The following is a 17,450-nucleotide window of genomic DNA, read 5'->3' as shown; positions in this document are numbered from 1 at the left end:
TTAGTCCGAGCAAGGCGACTCTCTATGCCCACTGCCCTGTACCGATTTCTTCTGGCGATCGCACTCTTGTTGCCGATGGCCGCCCACGCCGGTGACACCGAAGACTTCGTCACCGCCAATCCCGTGCAGCAAGCCAGACTACTGGAGTCCTGGGCCGCGCAGCCCGATCCGGCCCGTATCGAATTGATCAACGCCCTGCAACAAGGCGAGTTGAGCATCAACGGCCAGCCGAAAACCTTGCGTCTGAACAACCGCCTTCGGGGTCTCATCGACACGGCCCTGGCCAGCCATCAGTTGCTCGCCGCCGACACCAAAATCCGTCTGGCCGCCGCGCAGCAATTGCAGAAAAGTGCCAAGCCGGCGCAGTTGAAATTCCTCGACCAGCAGTTGGCGGGCGAACAGGACGAAGGCGTTCACGCCGCATTGAGCCTGGCTCTGGCCAATCTGCAACTGGTCGACAGCGACCCGGCCGTGCGCCTCGCCGCTGTACGCCTGCTCGGTGAAACCGGCGATCCGCTGGCCCGAACACGCCTGGAAAGCCTGCTGGAGCCGGGCGTTGAAACCGACGCGAATGTGCGTACCGCCGCCGAAACCAGCCTCGCTCAAGTCAAACGCAAACTGCTGGTCGGCGAGATGCTCGGCCAGGCATTCAGCGGCATGTCCCTGGGATCGATTCTGCTGCTCGCCGCCCTCGGTCTGGCGATCACTTTCGGCCTGCTCGGCGTGATCAACATGGCCCACGGCGAGATGCTGATGCTCGGTGCCTACTCGACCTATGTGGTGCAACTGATGTTCCAGCGCTTCGCACCGCAGGCCATCGAGTTCTATCCACTGATCGCGCTGCCCGTGGCGTTTTTCGTCACCGCGGCCATCGGCATGGCGCTGGAGCGCACGGTGATTCGCCACCTCTACGGCCGTCCGCTGGAAACCCTGCTCGCCACCTGGGGCATCAGCCTGATGCTGATCCAACTGGTTCGCCTGGTGTTCGGCGCGCAGAACGTCGAAGTGGCCAACCCGGCGTGGCTGTCGGGCGGCATTCAAGTACTGCCGAACCTGGTGCTGCCGTACAACCGCATCGTCATCATTGCCTTTGCGCTGTTTGTGGTGGTGCTGACCTGGCTGCTGCTGAACAAGACTCGCCTTGGCCTGAATGTTCGCGCCGTCACGCAGAACCGCAACATGGCCGCCTGCTGCGGCGTACCCACCGGGCGTGTGGACATGCTCGCCTTCGGCCTCGGCTCGGGTATCGCCGGCCTCGGTGGCGTGGCCCTGAGCCAGATCGGCAACGTCGGCCCGGACCTCGGCCAGAGCTACATCATCGACTCGTTCCTGGTGGTGGTGCTCGGCGGTGTCGGTCAGTTGGCCGGTAGCGTGCTGGCGGCGTTTGGCCTGGGGATCGCCAACAAGATTCTCGAACCGCAGATCGGTGCCGTGCTCGGCAAGATCCTCATCCTCGCGCTGATCATTCTGTTCATCCAGAAGCGTCCGCAAGGCCTCTTCGCACTCAAAGGACGGGTGATCGACTGATGAACCAGCCCCTGCTCGTTACCGTGACCCAAAAAGCCGGCCCTAAAGTCTCGATTGCCGTCGGTGCAGTGATCCTCGTTCTGCTGTTGGCGCTACCGCTGCTGTCGCTGTTATCGCCCGACAGCACGCTGCACGTTTCGGCCTACACACTGACGCTGGTGGGCAAGATTCTTTGCTACGCCATCGTCGCACTGGCACTGGATCTGGTGTGGGGTTACGCCGGCTTGCTGTCCCTCGGCCACGGTCTGTTTTTCGCCCTCGGCGGCTATGCCATGGGCATGTACCTGATGCGCCAGGCCTCGGGCGATGGCTTGCCGGCGTTCATGACCTTCCTGTCGTGGACCGAAATGCCGTGGTTCTGGACCGGCACCAGCAGCTTCCTCTGGACCTTGTGCCTGGTGGTTTTGGCGCCGGGTTTGCTGGCCTTGGTGTTCGGCGTCTTCGCCTTCCGTTCGCGGATCAAGGGCGTGTATTTCTCGATCATGACCCAGGCCCTGACCTTCGCCGGCATGCTGCTGTTTTTCCGCAACGAAACCGGCTTCGGCGGCAACAACGGCTTCACCAACTTCCGCACCATTCTTGGCTTCGGCATCACTGAGCCGGGCACCCGCGCCGTGCTGTTTTTCGCCACGGTGCTGTTGCTGGTGGCGAGCCTGTTCATCGGCTGGCGCCTGGCGCAGAGCAAGTTCGGCCGGGTACTGACCGCGCTGCGCGATGCGGAAAATCGCCTGATGTTCTGCGGCTACGACCCACGCGGTTTCAAGCTGTTCGTGTGGGTGTTGAGCGCGGTGTTGTGCGGCCTGGCCGGTGCGTTGTACGTGCCGCAAGTGGGGATCATCAACCCGAGTGAAATGTCGCCGACCAACTCCATCGAAGCGGCAGTCTGGGTGGCACTGGGTGGGCGTGGCACCTTGATCGGTCCGTTGCTCGGCGCCGGCGTGGTCAACGGCATGAAGAGCTGGTTCACCGTGGCGTTCCCCGAGTACTGGCTGTTCTTCCTCGGCGCGCTGTTCATCATCGTGACCCTGTATTTGCCCAAAGGCGTGATCGGTCTGCTGAAGAAAAGAGGTGAGCAATGAGAGTCACTGCAACCGCTGAATTCATGCTCGAACCAGCGTTTTTTCCTGTGGAGCCCAACAAGGACGCCGGCAGCAGCCGCGATGCCATCGGCCTTGGCCAACGCGTCGGGCCAGGCCTGAACACCCGCCACGGCACCATCCTGACCCTGGAAGACATCAGTGTCAGCTTCGACGGCTTCCGCGCGCTGAACGAACTGAACCTGTACATCGGCGTCGGTGAGCTGCGCTGCATCATCGGCCCCAACGGCGCAGGCAAGACCACGCTGATGGACGTGATCACCGGCAAGACCCGCCCCAGCCACGGCAAGGCCTGGTTCGGCGAAACCCTGGACCTGACGCAAATGAGCGAAGTGCAGATCGCCCAGGCCGGCATCGGTCGCAAGTTCCAGAAACCGACGGTGTTCGAAGCCTTGAGCGTGTTCGAGAACCTTGAGCTGGCGCAGAAAACCGACAAGTCGGTGTGGGCCAGCCTGCGGGCGCGTTTGAGCGGCGAACAGAAAGACCGCATCGCCGAAGTGCTGGAAACCATTCGCCTGACCAGCTCGGTCAATCGCCCGGCCGGCCTGTTGTCCCATGGTCAGAAGCAGTTCCTGGAGATCGGCATGTTGCTGATGCAGGACCCGCAATTGCTGCTGCTCGATGAGCCGGTGGCGGGCATGACCGACGCCGAAACCGAATTCACCGCCGAGCTGTTCAAGAGCCTGGCTGGCAAGCATTCGCTGATGGTGGTGGAGCACGACATGGGCTTCGTCGGCTCGATTGCCGACCACGTCACGGTGTTGCATCAGGGCAGCGTGCTGGCAGAAGGGTCGCTGGAGCAGGTGCAGGACAACGAGCGGGTGATCGAGGTTTATCTCGGTCGATAGACATGTGAACACCGCCCCATGTGGGAGCGGGCTTGCTCGCGAAAGCGGTGTGCCAGTCGATGCAAATGTTGAATGTCAGTCCGCATTCGCGAGCAAGCCCGCTCCCACAGGGGATTTGAGGAGTATTTGAGAATGTTGCAAGTCGAAAAACTGCACCAGTACTACGGCGGAAGCCACATCCTGCGCGGCCTGACGTTTGACGTGAAGGTCGGCGAAGTCACCTGCCTGCTCGGCCGAAACGGCGTGGGCAAGACCACCCTGCTCAAATGCCTGATGGGCCTGCTGCCGGCGAAGGAAGGCGCGGTGAACTGGGAAGGCAAGCCAATCACCACGTTCAAGCCGCACCAACGCGTGCATGCCGGCATCGCCTACGTGCCGCAGGGCCGGGAGATCTTCGGCCGCCTCACCGTGGAAGAAAACCTGCTGATGGGGCTGTCGCGCTTTCCCGGCAGCGAAGCGAAGGAAGTGCCGGCGTTCATCTACGAGCTGTTCCCGGTGCTGCTGCAAATGAAGCAACGCCGGGGCGGTGACCTGTCCGGTGGCCAGCAACAACAACTGGCCATCGGCCGTGCGTTGGCCAGCCGCCCTCGCCTGCTGATCCTCGACGAGCCCACCGAAGGCATCCAGCCATCGGTGATCAAGGAGATCGGTGCCGTGATCAAAAAACTCGCCGCCCGGGGCGACATGGCCATTCTACTGGTCGAGCAGTTCTACGATTTCGCCGCCGAACTGGCCGACCAATACCTGGTGATGTCCCGGGGCGAGATCGTGCAACAGGGGCGCGGCGAGAACATGGAAGCCGAAGGGGTGCGCGGACTGGTCACGATCTGAGTCGATCACTCTCCGTGAGGCCTGGAGGGGAGCGATTGGCAGGGAACCAATCAGCCGTGATCGGACCGAGAAGTCCGGTCGATCCGGTTCGCCATCGATGAGGCGCACCAATTTATTGCACGATATTTCATGACTGGCCCTGCGTTGGTGCATCAGCACAATCAATAGACGCCTCCTTCCTGCGAATTCTTGCGGCACAGCCTTTGCAACTATCCTGACGACCCCACGATAAGCACTGACTATGACTCTTCCCGCATCTGGCGCCTTGTTTACCCCCAGTTGGCACGCCGAACTGGAGCTTGGCTACGCCCGATTCGACAACACCACTCGCCCGGTCCAGCGTCGACACAAAGGTCCGTTGCGCGTGCAGAAACACCTGTATGCCGAAGGGCCAGAAGTCTGCCAGCACATCATCGTCCACCCACCAGGCGGAATTGCCGGCGGTGATCGGCTGGACATCTCGGCCAGCGTCGAGCGCGATGCCTGGGCACAAATCACCAGCCCCGGCGCGGCCAAGTGGTATCGCGCCGCCGGCCCCGCCTATCAGCAGCTGAAGTTGAAGGTGGCGGCCGGTGCGACGCTGGAATGGCTGCCCCAGGAGACGATCATTTTCAGCGCTGCGCAGGCTGAGCTCAGCACTTGCATCGACCTTGAAGACGATGCGCGGCTGTTCTACTGGGACGTCGTGGCCCTGGGCCGTCCGGCCAGTGGCGAGCGCTTCGATCTTGGGCACTTCCAGGCGCAGCTGGATATCCGCCGCGACGGCCAATTGCTCTGGCATGAACGCCAGCGCATTGTCGGGGCAGACGGTTTGCTGGACTCGCCCATCGGACTGGATGGGCAACCGGTGTTTGCTACATTGCTGGTGACCGGGGAAATCGATAGCGACTTGCTGGAAACCTGCCGCTCACTACCCAACGACGTGCGCGGGGATCTGACCCAACTGCCGGGGTTGCTGGTTGCACGGTGTCTGGCCAGTGAAGCGTTGTTGGCGCGGGGATGGTTGATTGAACTCTGGAAGTTGTTACGCCCTGCCCTGCTGGGTCGCGAAGCCGTACCACCCAGAATATGGAACACCTGAATTGCCTTTCTGTGGGAGCGAGCTTGCTCGCGATAGCGGTGTGTCAGGCACCGTTTTTGTTGAATGTGCCGACGCCATCGCGAGCAAGCCCGCTCCCACAGGGGATGTGTACTCACAGATCCCACACCTTTTAACTGCCGATTATGGATGTCTACGATGGACCTGACCCCACGCGAAAAAGACAAGCTGCTGATCTTCACCGCCGGCCTGGTGGCCGAGCGGCGTTTGGCTCGCGGCGTGAAACTCAATTACCCGGAGGCCATGGCCTACATTTCCGCCGCGCTGCTTGAAGGCGCTCGCGACGGCCAGACCGTGGCCGACCTGATGCACCTGGGCACTACCCTGCTGACCCGCGAACAAGTGATGCAAGGCATCCCGGAAATGATCCCGGAAATCCAGGTCGAGGCCACCTTCCCCGACGGCACCAAACTGGTCACCGTCCACCAACCCATCGCCTGAGGCCGCGCCATGACTTACCACATCCGCGATGCCGTGCATGCCGACTTGCCAGCCATCCGCGACATCTACAACGACGCGGTGCTCAACACCACGGCGATCTGGAACGAGCAGGCGGTCGACCTCGGCAACCGCCAGGCCTGGTTCAACGCCCGGCAAGCCCAGGCTTATCCAATCCTGGTGATTGTCGATGCCGATAATATGGTGCTCGGGTACGCCTCGTTCGGCGACTGGCGACCCTTCGACGGTTTCCGCCACACCGTCGAGCACTCGGTCTATGTGCGCAGCGACCAGCGCGGCAACGGCCTCGGCCCGCAACTGATGGAAGCGCTGATTGAATGCGCCAAAGGCTGCGGCAAGCACGTGATGGTCGCCGCCATCGAAAGCGGTAACGCCGCCTCCATTCGCTTGCATGAGCGCATCGGCTTTATCACCACCGGGCAAATGCCTCAGGTCGGCACCAAATTCGGCCGCTGGCTGGACCTGACTTTCATGCAATTGACCCTCAATCCTGGCGCGCAACCACCCGCCACCAACAAGGAGTGATCGCCCATGAACCCCGCCCAACTGCGACGCGTCAACGTTGAAAGCTTTGCGCATTATCGCCAGGGCCTGATCGACCTGCTGCTCGATGCCGTCGGCTATGGCGCCAGTGTCGGCTTCATGGCTGACCTCGATACCACCCAGGCCCACGCCTGGTTCGACGAGGTCCAGGACAACCTGATCAAGGGCAATGTGTTGCTGTGGGTGGTGGTCAAGGACGAGCAGGTGCAGGCCAGCGTACAGCTGGGTCTGTGCCAGAAAGCCAACGGCCTGAACCGTGCCGAAGTGCAGAAGTTGCTGGTGCGCGAACATGCGCGGCGTCGCGGTCTGGGCCAGCAACTGATGAGCGCTCTGGAGGCGGCTGCCCTGCAGCACAAGCGCGGCATGCTTTACCTCGACACCGAGGCCGGTTCGCCCGCCGAAGACTTCTACCAATCACTGGGTTATACCCGCGCCGGTGAGATTCCCGACTACGCCTGCGACCCGAGCGGCCGCTACAAGCCGACCGCGCTGTACTACAAGATTCTCCAAGGAGCCCATTGATGATTCCCGGTGAATACCAGATCCAGCCCGGCGAGATCGAACTCAACGCCGGCCGGCGCACGATCAGTCTGAAAGTGGCCAACAGTGGTGATCGGCCGATCCAGGTCGGCTCGCACTACCACTTTTTCGAAACCAACGACGCCCTGACGTTCGACCGCGCCGCCAGCCGCGGCATGCGCTTGAATATTCCTGCCGGCACCGCCGTGCGCTTCGAACCGGGGCAGAGTCGCGAGGTAGAGTTGGTGGATTTGGCGGGGCATCGTCGGGTGTTTGGATTTGCCGGGCGGATCATGGGTGACCTCTAAGTAATGCGATGTCCCCACTGACGCCTTCGCGAGCAAGCCCGCTCCCACAGGGGAACGCGATCGAATGTGGGAGCGGGCTTGCTCGCGAATCTGTGAGCGAAGCGAACAGTCTCAAATTCAATTGAATTCCAAGGCGAACACATGAAGATTTCCCGTCAAGCCTACGCCGACATGTTCGGTCCCACCGTCGGCGACAAGGTGCGCCTGGCCGATACCGAATTGTGGATCGAAGTGGAACAGGACTTCACCACTTACGGCGAAGAAGTGAAATTCGGGGGCGGCAAAGTCATCCGTGACGGCCAGGGTCAGAGCCAGTTGCTGGCCGCCGAGGTGGTCGACACACTGATCACCAACGCGCTGATCATCGACCACTGGGGCATCGTCAAGGCCGACGTCGGTCTCAAGGACGGGCGCATCGCGGCGATCGGCAAGGCCGGCAATCCGGACATCCAGCCCAACGTCAACATCGCCATTGGCGCCAGCACCGAAGTCATTGCTGGCGAAGGCATGATCCTCACCGCCGGCGGCATCGACACCCACATCCACTTCATCTGCCCGCAGCAGATCGAAGAGGCGTTGATGAGCGGCGTCACCACCATGATCGGTGGCGGCACCGGACCGGCCACCGGCACCAATGCGACCACATGCACCTCCGGGCCGTGGCACCTGGCGCGCATGCTCCAGGCCGCCGATGCCTTCCCGATGAACATCGGCCTGACCGGCAAGGGTAACGCCAGCCTGCCTGAGCCGTTGATCGAGCAAGTCAAGGCCGGTGCCATCGGCCTCAAGTTGCATGAGGACTGGGGCACCACGCCGGCAAGTATCGACAACTGCCTGAGCGTGGCCGACCGGTTCGACGTGCAGGTGGCGATCCACACCGACACCCTCAACGAATCCGGTTTCGTCGAGACCACCCTCGCCGCCTTCAAGGGCCGCACCATTCACACCTATCACACCGAAGGTGCCGGTGGCGGTCATGCGCCGGACATCATCAAGGCCTGCGGTTTGGCCAATGTGCTGCCCAGCTCCACCAACCCGACCCGGCCGTTCACTCGCAACACCATTGATGAACACCTCGACATGCTGATGGTCTGCCATCACCTCGACCCGAGCATTGCCGAGGATGTGGCCTTCGCCGAAAGCCGCATTCGCCGCGAGACGATTGCCGCCGAAGACATCCTCCACGACCTCGGTGCGTTCTCGATGATCAGCTCAGACAGTCAGGCCATGGGGCGGGTCGGCGAAGTCATCACCCGCACCTGGCAGACCGCCGACAAGATGAAAAAACAACGCGGGCCGCTGCCCGGCGATGGTCAAGGCAACGACAACTTCCGCGCCAAACGCTACATCGCCAAGTACACCATCAACCCGGCGATCACCCACGGCATCAGCCATGAAGTGGGTTCGGTCGAAGTGGGCAAATGGGCGGATCTGGTGCTCTGGCGCCCGGCGTTTTTTGGCGTGAAGCCGACGCTGATTCTCAAGGGCGGTGCCATTGCGGCCAGCCTGATGGGCGACGCCAATGCCTCGATCCCGACACCACAACCGGTGCATTACCGCCCGATGTTCGCCAGCTTCGGCGGCTCGCTGCACGCCACCAGCATGACCTTCATCAGCCAGGCCGCACAGGATGCAGGCTTGCCCGAAGCCCTGGGCTTGAAGAAGAAAATCGCCGTGGTCAAAGGCTGCCGCGACGTGCAGAAAACCGACCTGATTCACAACGACTACCTGCCGGACATAGACGTAGATCCGCAGACCTACCAGGTCAAGGCCGACGGTGTGCTGCTGTGGTGTGAGCCAGCGCAAACCTTGCCGATGGCCCAGCGTTACTTCCTGTTCTGAACCGGCAACCACGAGCAAAGGCCTCGCACACCCGGTGTCGAGGCCTTCGTTTTTTCGTGGTTACTGTACGGATTCAATCCGCAGCCGATCCAGCTTGGCCCGAATCATCGCTTCCCGTGTCAGTTTTTTCAGCAACTGCGTAATCTGCAAATCGATGTCATCCAAGGCTTGAACATAATCCTCGTCAGTCATCAGCCTGCCATCGGCAAAATCAGTTTCACTTTTGCCTAACTCACTGCACAGCCCCTTGATTTCCGCCTCCACCGCCGTCTTTTCCTCGGTGGTGAGCCGCGTACCTTCGGCCCTGCGCTGCAACGCATCCTGTAAATCAATGGTGGCGTCGATCCGGCGTTTCAAGCCATTCAATTCCTCGCGGTAAGTCGACTCCAGCCAGGTTTTCCAGAGCGGTTGCTCGAAGATCCGGTCTATCAGCAGATCCCCTTCCTCCAGCGCCTTGATCCGCTGGAACGCTGCCTCGATCATCTCTTTGCTGACCTCGGCGATGCTGCGAAACTGCATGCCCCGCGCCTGCCACGGCAGATCCAGGCGCTCGGCCAGATCAGTCATGTAGGCCAGGTGCACTTCCACTTCATCGATAGTGCCGGTCACTTCGCCATCGGCGTCGTAGCGGCGGAACCGCTCTCCCTTCACCAACCGCGCAGACACCCGTTGACGGGCAATGGCGCCGAGTTCATCGAGCCGGGACTTGCCCAGGGCCAATTCCAGCAACTGTGTTTCGATCAAGTCGGCACGCTCCAGGGCGTAAGCTTCGTGGACCAAGACCTGCACCCCCATGGCATTGAACAACTGTGTGCCGCCATCCACGCATTCGGTGGGGGTTGCCGCCTCATTGAACAGCTTGATTCGCAGTTCACTGTCGCGGGCCATGGCCTCGAGCATGCGCCAGATCTTGGTCGTCAGTTCTGTCTGATAGGTCTCGCCGGCCTTGAAGTCAGCGGATTGGGTGAGCTTGCGGATTTCGTTGAAGAACGGCACCGAATCGAATTCATCCTCGACCGCGTTCCAGACTTCCTGTTTTACCTGCCATTGCCGCTCGGACATGCCCGACGCCCATTCCGAACTGTCGAGCACACCGCGGGGCGGATAAGGACGCTCCGGGTCCATTCCGACCGACTCGATGTAAGACTTGAGGATCTCGAGATTCTCCGACGAGATCCAACGCGAACCCCGGTTGATTACGGTACGCGCCAATAACTCTGCGCGAAATGAACCGGGCGCGACCTCCGGTATCCGACTGATCGGGTTGCCGCTCAAGTCAAGGTAGATACTGCGCGGCCGCGATTGAGAAAACAGCCCGACAGGCCAGCTGTCCAGTCCCGTTTCGCCCAGCAACAGCACCTGCAAATGTGGCATTCGACTGATGTTCGGAATGAGCTTGAGCGGGTTGCCGCGCAAGCGCAGGGACGTCATGCGCGTCAGATTCTTCAGGCGCTCTACCGCCACTGCATCCAGCTCAATGTTATTGCCGTCAAGAAACAGGTGAGTGAGATGACGCATATCCTTCACCGCCTGCGGAAGCGCCGACAGCAGATTGTCTTGCAGATTGAGATAGCGCACCTCATGAAACGAGTCGAGGAGTGACAGATGCTCGGAGCCCAATCGGCAATTGCGCAGGCTCAACGCGGTGACATGGTCGAAGTTGGCCTCCAGTTTTGGCAGGGTATCCAGAAGCCGGCTCAACGTTGGAATGTTGTCGAACGTCAAGGTCTGCGGGCGCAGCACACCCGCCGCTTCTATACCCTCCGGCCCGGTGCGCTGCCAGCATTGCCTGAGCGCTTTGTAGACCTGGTTTCGCGCCTGCCACTGCGCCACACCCGCCGGGGTAAAACGAGAGGACTCCAGTGGCGAACTCATCCAGCGTTGCAGGGTGCGGTTCAACTGATTGAACTCGGCCTCGAGCACGGCCAGTCGTTCATGCACCGTACCTTCGCCCTGGCTGAACTGCGCCAGCAACGTCTCGACCTGCTCCGAGGTGAAATCCGGATACAGTGCATGAGCCCGTCGCCGCAGCCCCATGCCATGCGGTGCTTGCCGAGCATAGCCACGCATGCCGCCGCGCAGGCGCATGCCGGTCGGATCGTAGGTCGGCTTGTAAGTCGGGTTGTCCCGCAGAATCGGCTCAAACACCTGACGATCCAGCGGGTGTGCCTTTATCGTTTGTTCCAGGCGTGCTGCCTCGTTGATACCGAAGTCCAGGGTTTTTCGTTGCGAATCCGGCAACGCATGCAGCACCGCGGCATACATATTGTCCGCGCCGTGCAGGTGTTGATCGCGGTCGTCCCGAGCCTGGTATTTGCCATCCTCATCCAGGATCAGCACTTTGCGGATCGGCGCGTCGATGGGGCCCAGACTGTCGGTCAACGCTCCCCCGAATGAATACTCACGAACCTCCAGACGCAAATCCGCCGGCCAGCCTGGCAGGACTGCCAGGGAGTGCAACTCCAGGCGCGCGGTGTCAGCGCTGTGCAAGGCGTCGAGGTAAAGGCCTTCATAGGCCCGTGTCATCCGCAATTGCTCGGCGGCCTTGCGGGCGTGTTCCGCCAGGCGCAAAGGCACGCGTTTTTTTTCGCTCAGGTGTTGCACGTCCGAGGGGTGCGCCTCACCCAGCAGTTCTTGCGCCTGGCTGATCGAGATCTCTGCAAAATCCTCCTTGAGCAAATTCACCAAAGGATCGTCCGAACGGGTCCGACGACTGTACAGAAGGTCGAACAACTGCCGCTTGCGCTGGCCCATCTGTGCCGCCCATTGCTCGCGCAATGCTTCGGTACGTTTCTGCGCGTCACCGGATAACCATTCGTCGAGCAGTTCGCGAAGCGCCTGCTCGTCAAGGAACCCCACCACCCGCTCGGGCAGCGCCCCCGCCAGCAGGTCAGTCCAGGTCATCTGCAACGTATTGGCCGGTGACGCTTGGGCAAAGCCGTCCTTGATCGTCGCCCCCGTCAGTCCCGGCCCCTGGAAGACCTCAATGGCCTTGTCGCCGGGCCAGCCGCCCATTTCGGTCATGGATCGCACGGCGTAATCGGCCCATTCCTCGCCGATCCGATTGACCAGAATCTGCTCTGCGCAGGCTTGCGCATCGGCATGGGCCTTGAAGCGCTTGAGGGTATCGGCCAACAGAGCGGGAGGGGTCTCCTGTTCGACGTGAAGCCGGCGCAGCACATTTTCGTGCACGCCACTGGCGGTCAGAATCTGCTCCAGGGTTTCATCAGAGAATCCATCCACCGAAGCGCCCAGACGCCTGAGTATTTGCCCCTTGTCCCATTCGAGCGGTTGGTCCAGCTCCGTCTTCCAACTGCCGGCACCGTTGTGCTCCAGCAGCGGCTGATAGGCATCGGCGCGAGTCGGGTGTTGAAGCCGGTGCCGGCCAGTGTCCGGGTCTTGCCTGACTGCGTAGCATTTGTCATCGCGCCGCAGCAGGTCCCGACCCTGATGACGGTACAGCCCTGTGTCACTGGCCTTCGCCCCATCGGGCAACGCGATCGATTGTTCATAGGGACCGAGGTCAGGGTTCCACAAACGCTCCTTGCCGCCGACCTCCACGGGTTTGAGGCCCTCGACAAACGGCGACACCTTGATTGGCGTGACACCGGTGCCGGGCAGTACATGTCCGGCGCCCATGAGCGCCAATTGCGCGAAGTTGATCAAGACCCCGTTGAAGTACGCAGAGGCTTGATCCTTGTCACCCTTGCTCCAGTCCTCGACGCCTTCGGCTACCTCGGCGAGCATCTGCGCGACCATGATGCCGAGCATGGCTTCGCCCAGGCCGGGCACCAGCATTGCGGCGAAATTGAACAGGTTCCAGCCGATAGACAGGTAACTGGTCAGGCGCTTGAAGCGTGCGTTGGCATCCTCATCGTCGGTCGGCACTGCGATGAGCCTCGCATCGGCGATCGCCTTGTCGCGGCGCTGCAGAAACAGCGCCACCCACAGATCACCCGTCATCTGGTTGGTGATGGGCTCCGCATCGGGGTTTTCAACCGCGGTTTCACGCCACCACGGGCCCATGTCGAGCGGCTCGCGCTCATGCCAGGTGAAGGTCTTGAGACGTTCGTTGACCCTGGCGAAAAACTGTCCTTTGTCCTTCTGCGCCACAAAGCGGCTGAAAAATGCCTGGTAATCCGTATTTCTCAACTGACCCAGCAACTCCTTCATGAACGCGGTCAGCGACGGATACTCCTTCACGGGGTGATCAGGATCGTCTGGAACGTAGGCGATCAATGGGCCGGACAAACGGGTTTGTTGATGTATGTCGCCCCGACGCAGCAGTTCTTCACTCACGCCCTGAGAGCCATTGGCCAGAAATGCCTGCAACAGCTTGAACTGTTCGTAGGCTTTTTCGGGTAGCACCGGAAGACGCTCAGACCATTCACTCCAGAACCTTAATGATTCGGGGGTCAGTTCATCGATCAATTGCTTGATTTTCGAGGGTTCGCTAACCGCACTGAACAGCACAATGCCCGTCAATCGAAAGCCCATCAGCGACAAACGATAACCATGCAACGGCTGGTTATACAGGGTGACGTCGGCTTGCCCCTCACGTATCTGCCTCAGCTTGCCATAGGCATGATCGCTGATATCGCCCTTCAGCCGGGCGATCAGGGCCGCCACATGAAAAGCCACCTTTTCACTGGCCACCGAATCCTGTTGCAAGGTTCGCTGTGCCTGTGGGGTATCGGGCAACAAGACGGACTTGATGTGTCGCTGGTATTGCCCACCGATGTCCAGGCTTCGGCACAAGGCCGCAAACGCCGGGAGAGTGATGGCCGGTTCAAGGCTGAGACTGCCCCGACTGTCCTTGCGGTAAATACCGGAACTGCTGCGCAACACGCCATGTGCCGTTTCGTCTTCTTCGAAGTTGTGCAGCGCTGCTTCCAGCAATGTGGATTGGCGGACACGACTGGCGCCGGTGTCAATGCCGAAGATGATCGTGCTAGGCACCTCGAGCTGTACGCTGAGCTCGTTGAAGTCCTCGACCGTATTGAATTTTGACTGCAATGCCTTTTTGAGCAAGGGTTCGGCGAAGGCATTGATGCCGTGCTTCAAGTCGCCCTGGGTCTGGTCCATTACGTCTTGCAAACGCCAGCGCTCATCCATCAACTGTTTGAGGTATTGACGATCGATTTCCCGCGCGCCGCTATACCACTCGGGCATTTGCGGCTTGAGCGCCAGCAGGGTCTTCAATCTCGCCAGCGGCGCATTCTTGATGGCACCGGGGATCACGTCGTTTGCACGACGGTAATGGATCCCGTGACTATCGATGGACACTCCGTCCGGTATTTTCTGTGAGTTGCTTCCATGCAAATCAGACACTTTTGAATCACCTTGATGACAGGAAAAGAACCACCAGCTTATTCACCTGCACCTGAAACAAAAGTCCAAATAGCTGCTTGGCCGCCCCCCTGAAATGGCTCCGTGGGATCGAAAATCAGGGAGCCAAAAACATATATCTACCGCCATCGGCATGTCCGCCTGTGCCTCTGCATGAGCGGTCGTGTTTTTTCCGGCAAAGGGACTACTATTCGACTCGCTGCCCCCGGTTCATGCTCAGGTAACTGCCATGCGTCTTTCCGAGTTCATCGTGTTACACGCTGATCGCATCGTCGATGAGTGGGAGCTGTTCGCCAAAACCATCACCCCGGCCGCCGAAACCATGGACCGCGTCGCCTTGCGCGACCATGCCCGGTCGATCCTGCTGGCCGCGGCCCGGGACATGTGCAAACCCCAGACTCCTGCCGAACAAGCGGCCAAGGCGCGTGGCGAAGGACCGGAGAAAACCCCCAGCCTCGACGAGGCCGGCGCCAGCCACGGCGAACTGCGCCATACATTGGGTTTTGATCTGGTGCAGATGACCAGTGAATTCCGTCATTTGCGCGCCTGTGTCATCCGCCTTTGGGTCAACAGCCTGCAATCGCCTGACCTGGCCTACTTCCAGGACATGATCCGTTTCAACGAAGCCATCGATGAAGCCCTTGCCGAGTCCACGGCCACTTATGCCGAGCAGGTCAATCGCTCCCGGGATATTTTTCTGGCGATCCTCGGCCATGACCTGCGCGCGCCCCTGCAGGCGGTGAGCATGTCCACCGAACTACTGCTGCGCAAAGCCGCGCTCGAAGGAGATGCGCTCAAGTGCGCGGTCAATATCCTGCGCAGTACCGGGCACCTGGCGGTGATGGTCGGGGACTTGCTGGAACTGGTGCGCAGCCGCCTGGGCAAGCGCCTGCCGATCGAGCCGGCGCCCATGGACCTGGCCGAAGCCGCGCGCGAAGCGATTGCCCGGGCCTGTGCCAGTCAACCGGAATGCAATCCGACCCTGGATGTACAGGGTGACACCCGTGGCACCTGGGACCCACGCAGGATCGATCAGATGCTGCAAAACCTGATCGGCAATGCCTTGCAGCATGGCTCAAGCAAACGCGAGGTGACGCTGTGCCTCAAGGGCGAGGCCGACAGCGTCCGACTGACGGTGCACAACGACGGAGCCCCGATCCCCGACGATGCGATCCCGACGATTTTCGACCCGCTGGTGCGCAGTGCCAGCGAAGAACTCGGCGAGCCTACTACCAGCCTTGGGTTGGGGTTGTTTATCGTCAAGGAAGTGGTCGACGCCCATCAGGGGACGATTGGAGTCAGCTCCGGCGAGATTGATGGCACGACGTTTACCGTGGTGTTGCCCAGGAAGGTGTGATGCCGCAATACCGCGTTATCGTTCTTCGCGAGCAGGCTCGCTCCCACAGGGGATTTTGATCACGACACAAACCAATGTGGGAGCGAGCCTGCTCGCGATAGCGTCCGAACGGACAGCAAAGAAATACCTGAACAACTACTCCACCACCAACCGCCCCAACCTCTGTTTGAGCATGCGGTTCTCGGCCCGCAACTGCTGGACTTCTTCGAGCAGGTCCAGCGCCAGGGCGACGCCTTCCCACTCCAGGTCAAGGTCGCGCCGCAGCTTGGCGGCGCGCTTGGCCAGGGTCAGCTCGTAGTCGTTGAAAACCCAGTCCTTGGGCTGAGCGCCCTGAGGTTCGAGGATGCCGTGCTCGACGATTTCGATCACGTAGACGTCCGACAACTCGGTCGCCTCACAGAATTCTGCCATGTCCAGTTGAACGTTCAGGGGACTGCTCATAGTCAGTGACTCCTTGGTTCTAAGGGATCAAAAATGCTCTCGCGGGTCGAACGCGGCTTTTTTCGCCAGCTCCTGCCACAGGGCCTTGATGTCATCGTCGGATTTCTTCGGCATCACGGCCTTCAACTGCACGAACAGGTAACCACGCTCACCGGCCTTGTTCATCAGGCCATGGCCCTTGGCACGCATGCGCTGGCCGTTCTGGCTGCCGGCCGGGACCTTGAGGTTGATCTTGCCGGTCAGGGTCGGCACGGCGACTTCAGCGCCCAGCGCCAGCTCCCACGGTGCCAGTGGCAAGGTGATGATCAGGTTCTCGCCTTCGACGTCGAATTTCGGGTGCGGTGCAAAACGGATCGTCAGGTACAGGTCGCCATTGGCCCCGCTACCGACACCCGGAGCACCCTGCCCCTTGAGGCGAATGCGCTCGCCATCGCTCACACCGGCCGGAATCTTCACGTTCAGGCTTTTGCTGGTGTTGCTCACATGCTGGCCAGCCGCGTTGTACTGCGGCACCTGGAAGGTGACCTTCTTCGATTCGGTCGACAGTGTTTCTTCGAGAAAAACCCCAAGCTCCATTTCCACGTCCTGCCCTCGACGTCCGGTACTGCGACGCGATTGTCCACCACCACTGAAACCAGGCCCACGGTTGCCAAAGATCGAACTGAAGAAGTCCGAGAAGTCGCCCGTGTCCTGGCCACCGCCACCGAAACCGCCACGGCTTTGCCAGCCTGGTGGTCCCTGGAACGGTTGGCCATGCTGGCCATAGCGGCGCAAATCATCGTACTCGGCGCGCTTGTCGGCGCTTTTCAGCGCTTCATAAGCTTCCGAGGCGTCCTTGAACCGGGACTCTGCATCCTTTTCCTTGCTGACGTCGGGGTGGTATTTACGCGCAAGCTTGCGATAGGCGGCCTTGATCGCCTTGTCGTCTGCGGTCGGTTCCACACCGAGAATCTTGTAATAGTCTTTGAAGTCCATCGCGGGAATCACCATCCGTTATCAAATCGCGCCACGGGCCACAGCATGCGCTTGTTTGCAGCCATTGGTCTGACCGATCTCAAGTTTGTGACCGGGCGGCGCGGCAGAAGTTTATCGGCAGCCGGCGGGGCTTCTTGCAAGCACTCCCGCGGTTGTCCGGTTGATGCAGGGTAGTTTGGGGGTGATGGTTCGTCTTTCAAGGATCATCAGGCGAGATTTAGCAGATAACCGGCCTTCGAATCTGGCGCGCTCTGA

General features: G+C 60.7%; 14 protein-coding genes. 11 read left to right on the top strand and 3 right to left on the bottom strand.

Annotation, left to right across the window (positions count from 1 at the left end; genetic code table 11):
* Nucleotides 1-24: 24 nt before the first annotated feature.
* The 10 genes from urtB to ureC all read left to right on the top strand — a co-directional run bounded on the left by urtB (nucleotide 25) and on the right by ureC (nucleotide 9,073).
* The gene (gene urtB, locus KGB28_RS21060; protein WP_223447686.1) at nucleotides 25-1,527 is read left to right on the top strand and encodes an urea ABC transporter permease subunit UrtB; all 1,503 of its coding nucleotides are present in this window, start codon (nucleotides 25-27) and stop codon (nucleotides 1,525-1,527) included.
* The gene (gene urtC / locus KGB28_RS21055) at nucleotides 1,527-2,606 is read left to right on the top strand and encodes an urea ABC transporter permease subunit UrtC (protein ID WP_223447684.1); all 1,080 of its coding nucleotides are present in this window, start codon (nucleotides 1,527-1,529) and stop codon (nucleotides 2,604-2,606) included. The genes urtB and urtC overlap by 1 nt, the downstream gene beginning before the upstream one ends.
* Complete coding sequence (gene urtD / locus KGB28_RS21050; RefSeq protein WP_223447682.1) at nucleotides 2,603-3,472, top strand: urea ABC transporter ATP-binding protein UrtD; 870 nt, start codon at nucleotides 2,603-2,605, stop codon at nucleotides 3,470-3,472. The genes urtC and urtD overlap by 4 nt, the downstream gene beginning before the upstream one ends.
* Before the next feature lie 132 nt (nucleotides 3,473-3,604).
* Nucleotides 3,605-4,303 (top strand): urea ABC transporter ATP-binding subunit UrtE, encoded by a 699-nt coding sequence (gene urtE, locus KGB28_RS21045; RefSeq protein ID WP_007979642.1) that lies wholly within the window; start codon nucleotides 3,605-3,607, stop codon nucleotides 4,301-4,303.
* 241 nt (nucleotides 4,304-4,544) lie between these two features.
* Entirely contained in the window at nucleotides 4,545-5,384 is an 840-nt protein-coding gene (locus tag KGB28_RS21040; RefSeq protein ID WP_223447680.1) for an urease accessory protein UreD, read from the top strand.
* 156 nt (nucleotides 5,385-5,540) lie between these two features.
* Entirely contained in the window at nucleotides 5,541-5,843 is a 303-nt protein-coding gene (locus KGB28_RS21035) for an urease subunit gamma (protein ID WP_223447678.1), read from the top strand.
* 9 nt (nucleotides 5,844-5,852) lie between these two features.
* Nucleotides 5,853-6,386: a GNAT family N-acetyltransferase gene (locus KGB28_RS21030; protein WP_223447676.1), complete on the top strand. Its 534-nt coding sequence runs from the start codon at nucleotides 5,853-5,855 to the stop codon at nucleotides 6,384-6,386.
* A 6-nt stretch (nucleotides 6,387-6,392) separates the two neighbouring features.
* Nucleotides 6,393-6,926 carry a GNAT family N-acetyltransferase gene (locus KGB28_RS21025; RefSeq protein WP_223447674.1) on the top strand — a complete coding sequence of 178 codons (534 nt, stop codon included), beginning with the start codon at nucleotides 6,393-6,395 and terminating at the stop codon, nucleotides 6,924-6,926.
* Nucleotides 6,926-7,231, top strand: a complete 306-nt coding sequence (locus tag KGB28_RS21020) for an urease subunit beta (protein WP_223447672.1) — start codon at nucleotides 6,926-6,928, stop codon at nucleotides 7,229-7,231. Before KGB28_RS21025 ends, KGB28_RS21020 begins: the two co-directional genes overlap by 1 nt.
* Nucleotides 7,232-7,372: 141 nt before the next feature.
* Nucleotides 7,373-9,073, top strand: a complete 1,701-nt coding sequence (gene ureC / locus KGB28_RS21015; protein WP_223447670.1) for an urease subunit alpha — start codon at nucleotides 7,373-7,375, stop codon at nucleotides 9,071-9,073.
* Between the two features lie 60 nt (nucleotides 9,074-9,133).
* On the opposite strand, the gene KGB28_RS21010 is transcribed toward ureC, so the two are convergent.
* The gene (locus KGB28_RS21010; protein ID WP_223447668.1) at nucleotides 9,134-14,404 is read right to left on the bottom strand and encodes a dermonecrotic toxin domain-containing protein; all 5,271 of its coding nucleotides are present in this window, start codon (nucleotides 14,402-14,404) and stop codon (nucleotides 9,134-9,136) included.
* Nucleotides 14,405-14,651: 247 nt separating this feature from the next.
* On the opposite strand from KGB28_RS21010, the gene KGB28_RS21005 reads away from it, so the two are divergent.
* The gene (locus tag KGB28_RS21005) at nucleotides 14,652-15,779 is read left to right on the top strand and encodes a sensor histidine kinase (protein ID WP_223447666.1); all 1,128 of its coding nucleotides are present in this window, start codon (nucleotides 14,652-14,654) and stop codon (nucleotides 15,777-15,779) included.
* Between the two features lie 135 nt (nucleotides 15,780-15,914).
* On the opposite strand, the gene KGB28_RS21000 is transcribed toward KGB28_RS21005, so the two are convergent.
* Together KGB28_RS21000 and KGB28_RS20995 are read right to left on the bottom strand one after the other, a co-directional pair.
* The gene (locus KGB28_RS21000) at nucleotides 15,915-16,220 is read right to left on the bottom strand and encodes a chaperone modulator CbpM (RefSeq protein ID WP_095944237.1); all 306 of its coding nucleotides are present in this window, start codon (nucleotides 16,218-16,220) and stop codon (nucleotides 15,915-15,917) included.
* 27 nt (nucleotides 16,221-16,247) lie between these two features.
* Nucleotides 16,248-17,195: a DnaJ C-terminal domain-containing protein gene (locus tag KGB28_RS20995; RefSeq protein WP_223447664.1), complete on the bottom strand. Its 948-nt coding sequence runs from the start codon at nucleotides 17,193-17,195 to the stop codon at nucleotides 16,248-16,250.
* Nucleotides 17,196-17,450 lie beyond the last annotated feature (255 nt).

Origin of the sequence: Pseudomonas sp. BF-R-19 (genome assembly GCF_019956445.1) — a bacterium.
In the GTDB taxonomy this organism is placed as follows: domain Bacteria; phylum Pseudomonadota; class Gammaproteobacteria; order Pseudomonadales; family Pseudomonadaceae; genus Aquipseudomonas; species Aquipseudomonas fluorescens_BH.
Note: the sequence above shows the minus strand (reverse complement) of the source record. Positions and strands in the feature narration are given on the sequence as shown.

Bases quoted from the DNA above. Each gene is read 5' to 3' on its own strand.
- KGB28_RS20995 (WP_223447664.1), bottom strand. From the start codon at position 17,195: ATGGACTTCAAAGACTATTACAAGATTCTCGGTGTGGAACCGACCGCA.
- KGB28_RS21005 (WP_223447666.1), top strand. From the start codon at position 14,652: ATGCGTCTTTCCGAGTTCATCGTGTTACACGCTGATCGCATCGTCGAT.
- KGB28_RS21040 (WP_223447680.1), top strand. From the start codon at position 4,545: ATGACTCTTCCCGCATCTGGCGCCTTGTTTACCCCCAGTTGGCACGCC.
- KGB28_RS21020 (WP_223447672.1), top strand. From the start codon at position 6,926: ATGATTCCCGGTGAATACCAGATCCAGCCCGGCGAGATCGAACTCAAC.
- KGB28_RS21000 (WP_095944237.1), bottom strand. From the start codon at position 16,220: ATGAGCAGTCCCCTGAACGTTCAACTGGACATGGCAGAATTCTGTGAG.
- urtB (WP_223447686.1), top strand. From the start codon at position 25: ATGCCCACTGCCCTGTACCGATTTCTTCTGGCGATCGCACTCTTGTTG.
- urtD (WP_223447682.1), top strand. From the start codon at position 2,603: ATGAGAGTCACTGCAACCGCTGAATTCATGCTCGAACCAGCGTTTTTT.
- urtC (WP_223447684.1), top strand. From the start codon at position 1,527: ATGAACCAGCCCCTGCTCGTTACCGTGACCCAAAAAGCCGGCCCTAAA.
- KGB28_RS21035 (WP_223447678.1), top strand. From the start codon at position 5,541: ATGGACCTGACCCCACGCGAAAAAGACAAGCTGCTGATCTTCACCGCC.
- KGB28_RS21030 (WP_223447676.1), top strand. From the start codon at position 5,853: ATGACTTACCACATCCGCGATGCCGTGCATGCCGACTTGCCAGCCATC.
- KGB28_RS21025 (WP_223447674.1), top strand. From the start codon at position 6,393: ATGAACCCCGCCCAACTGCGACGCGTCAACGTTGAAAGCTTTGCGCAT.
- urtE (WP_007979642.1), top strand. From the start codon at position 3,605: ATGTTGCAAGTCGAAAAACTGCACCAGTACTACGGCGGAAGCCACATC.
- ureC (WP_223447670.1), top strand. From the start codon at position 7,373: ATGAAGATTTCCCGTCAAGCCTACGCCGACATGTTCGGTCCCACCGTC.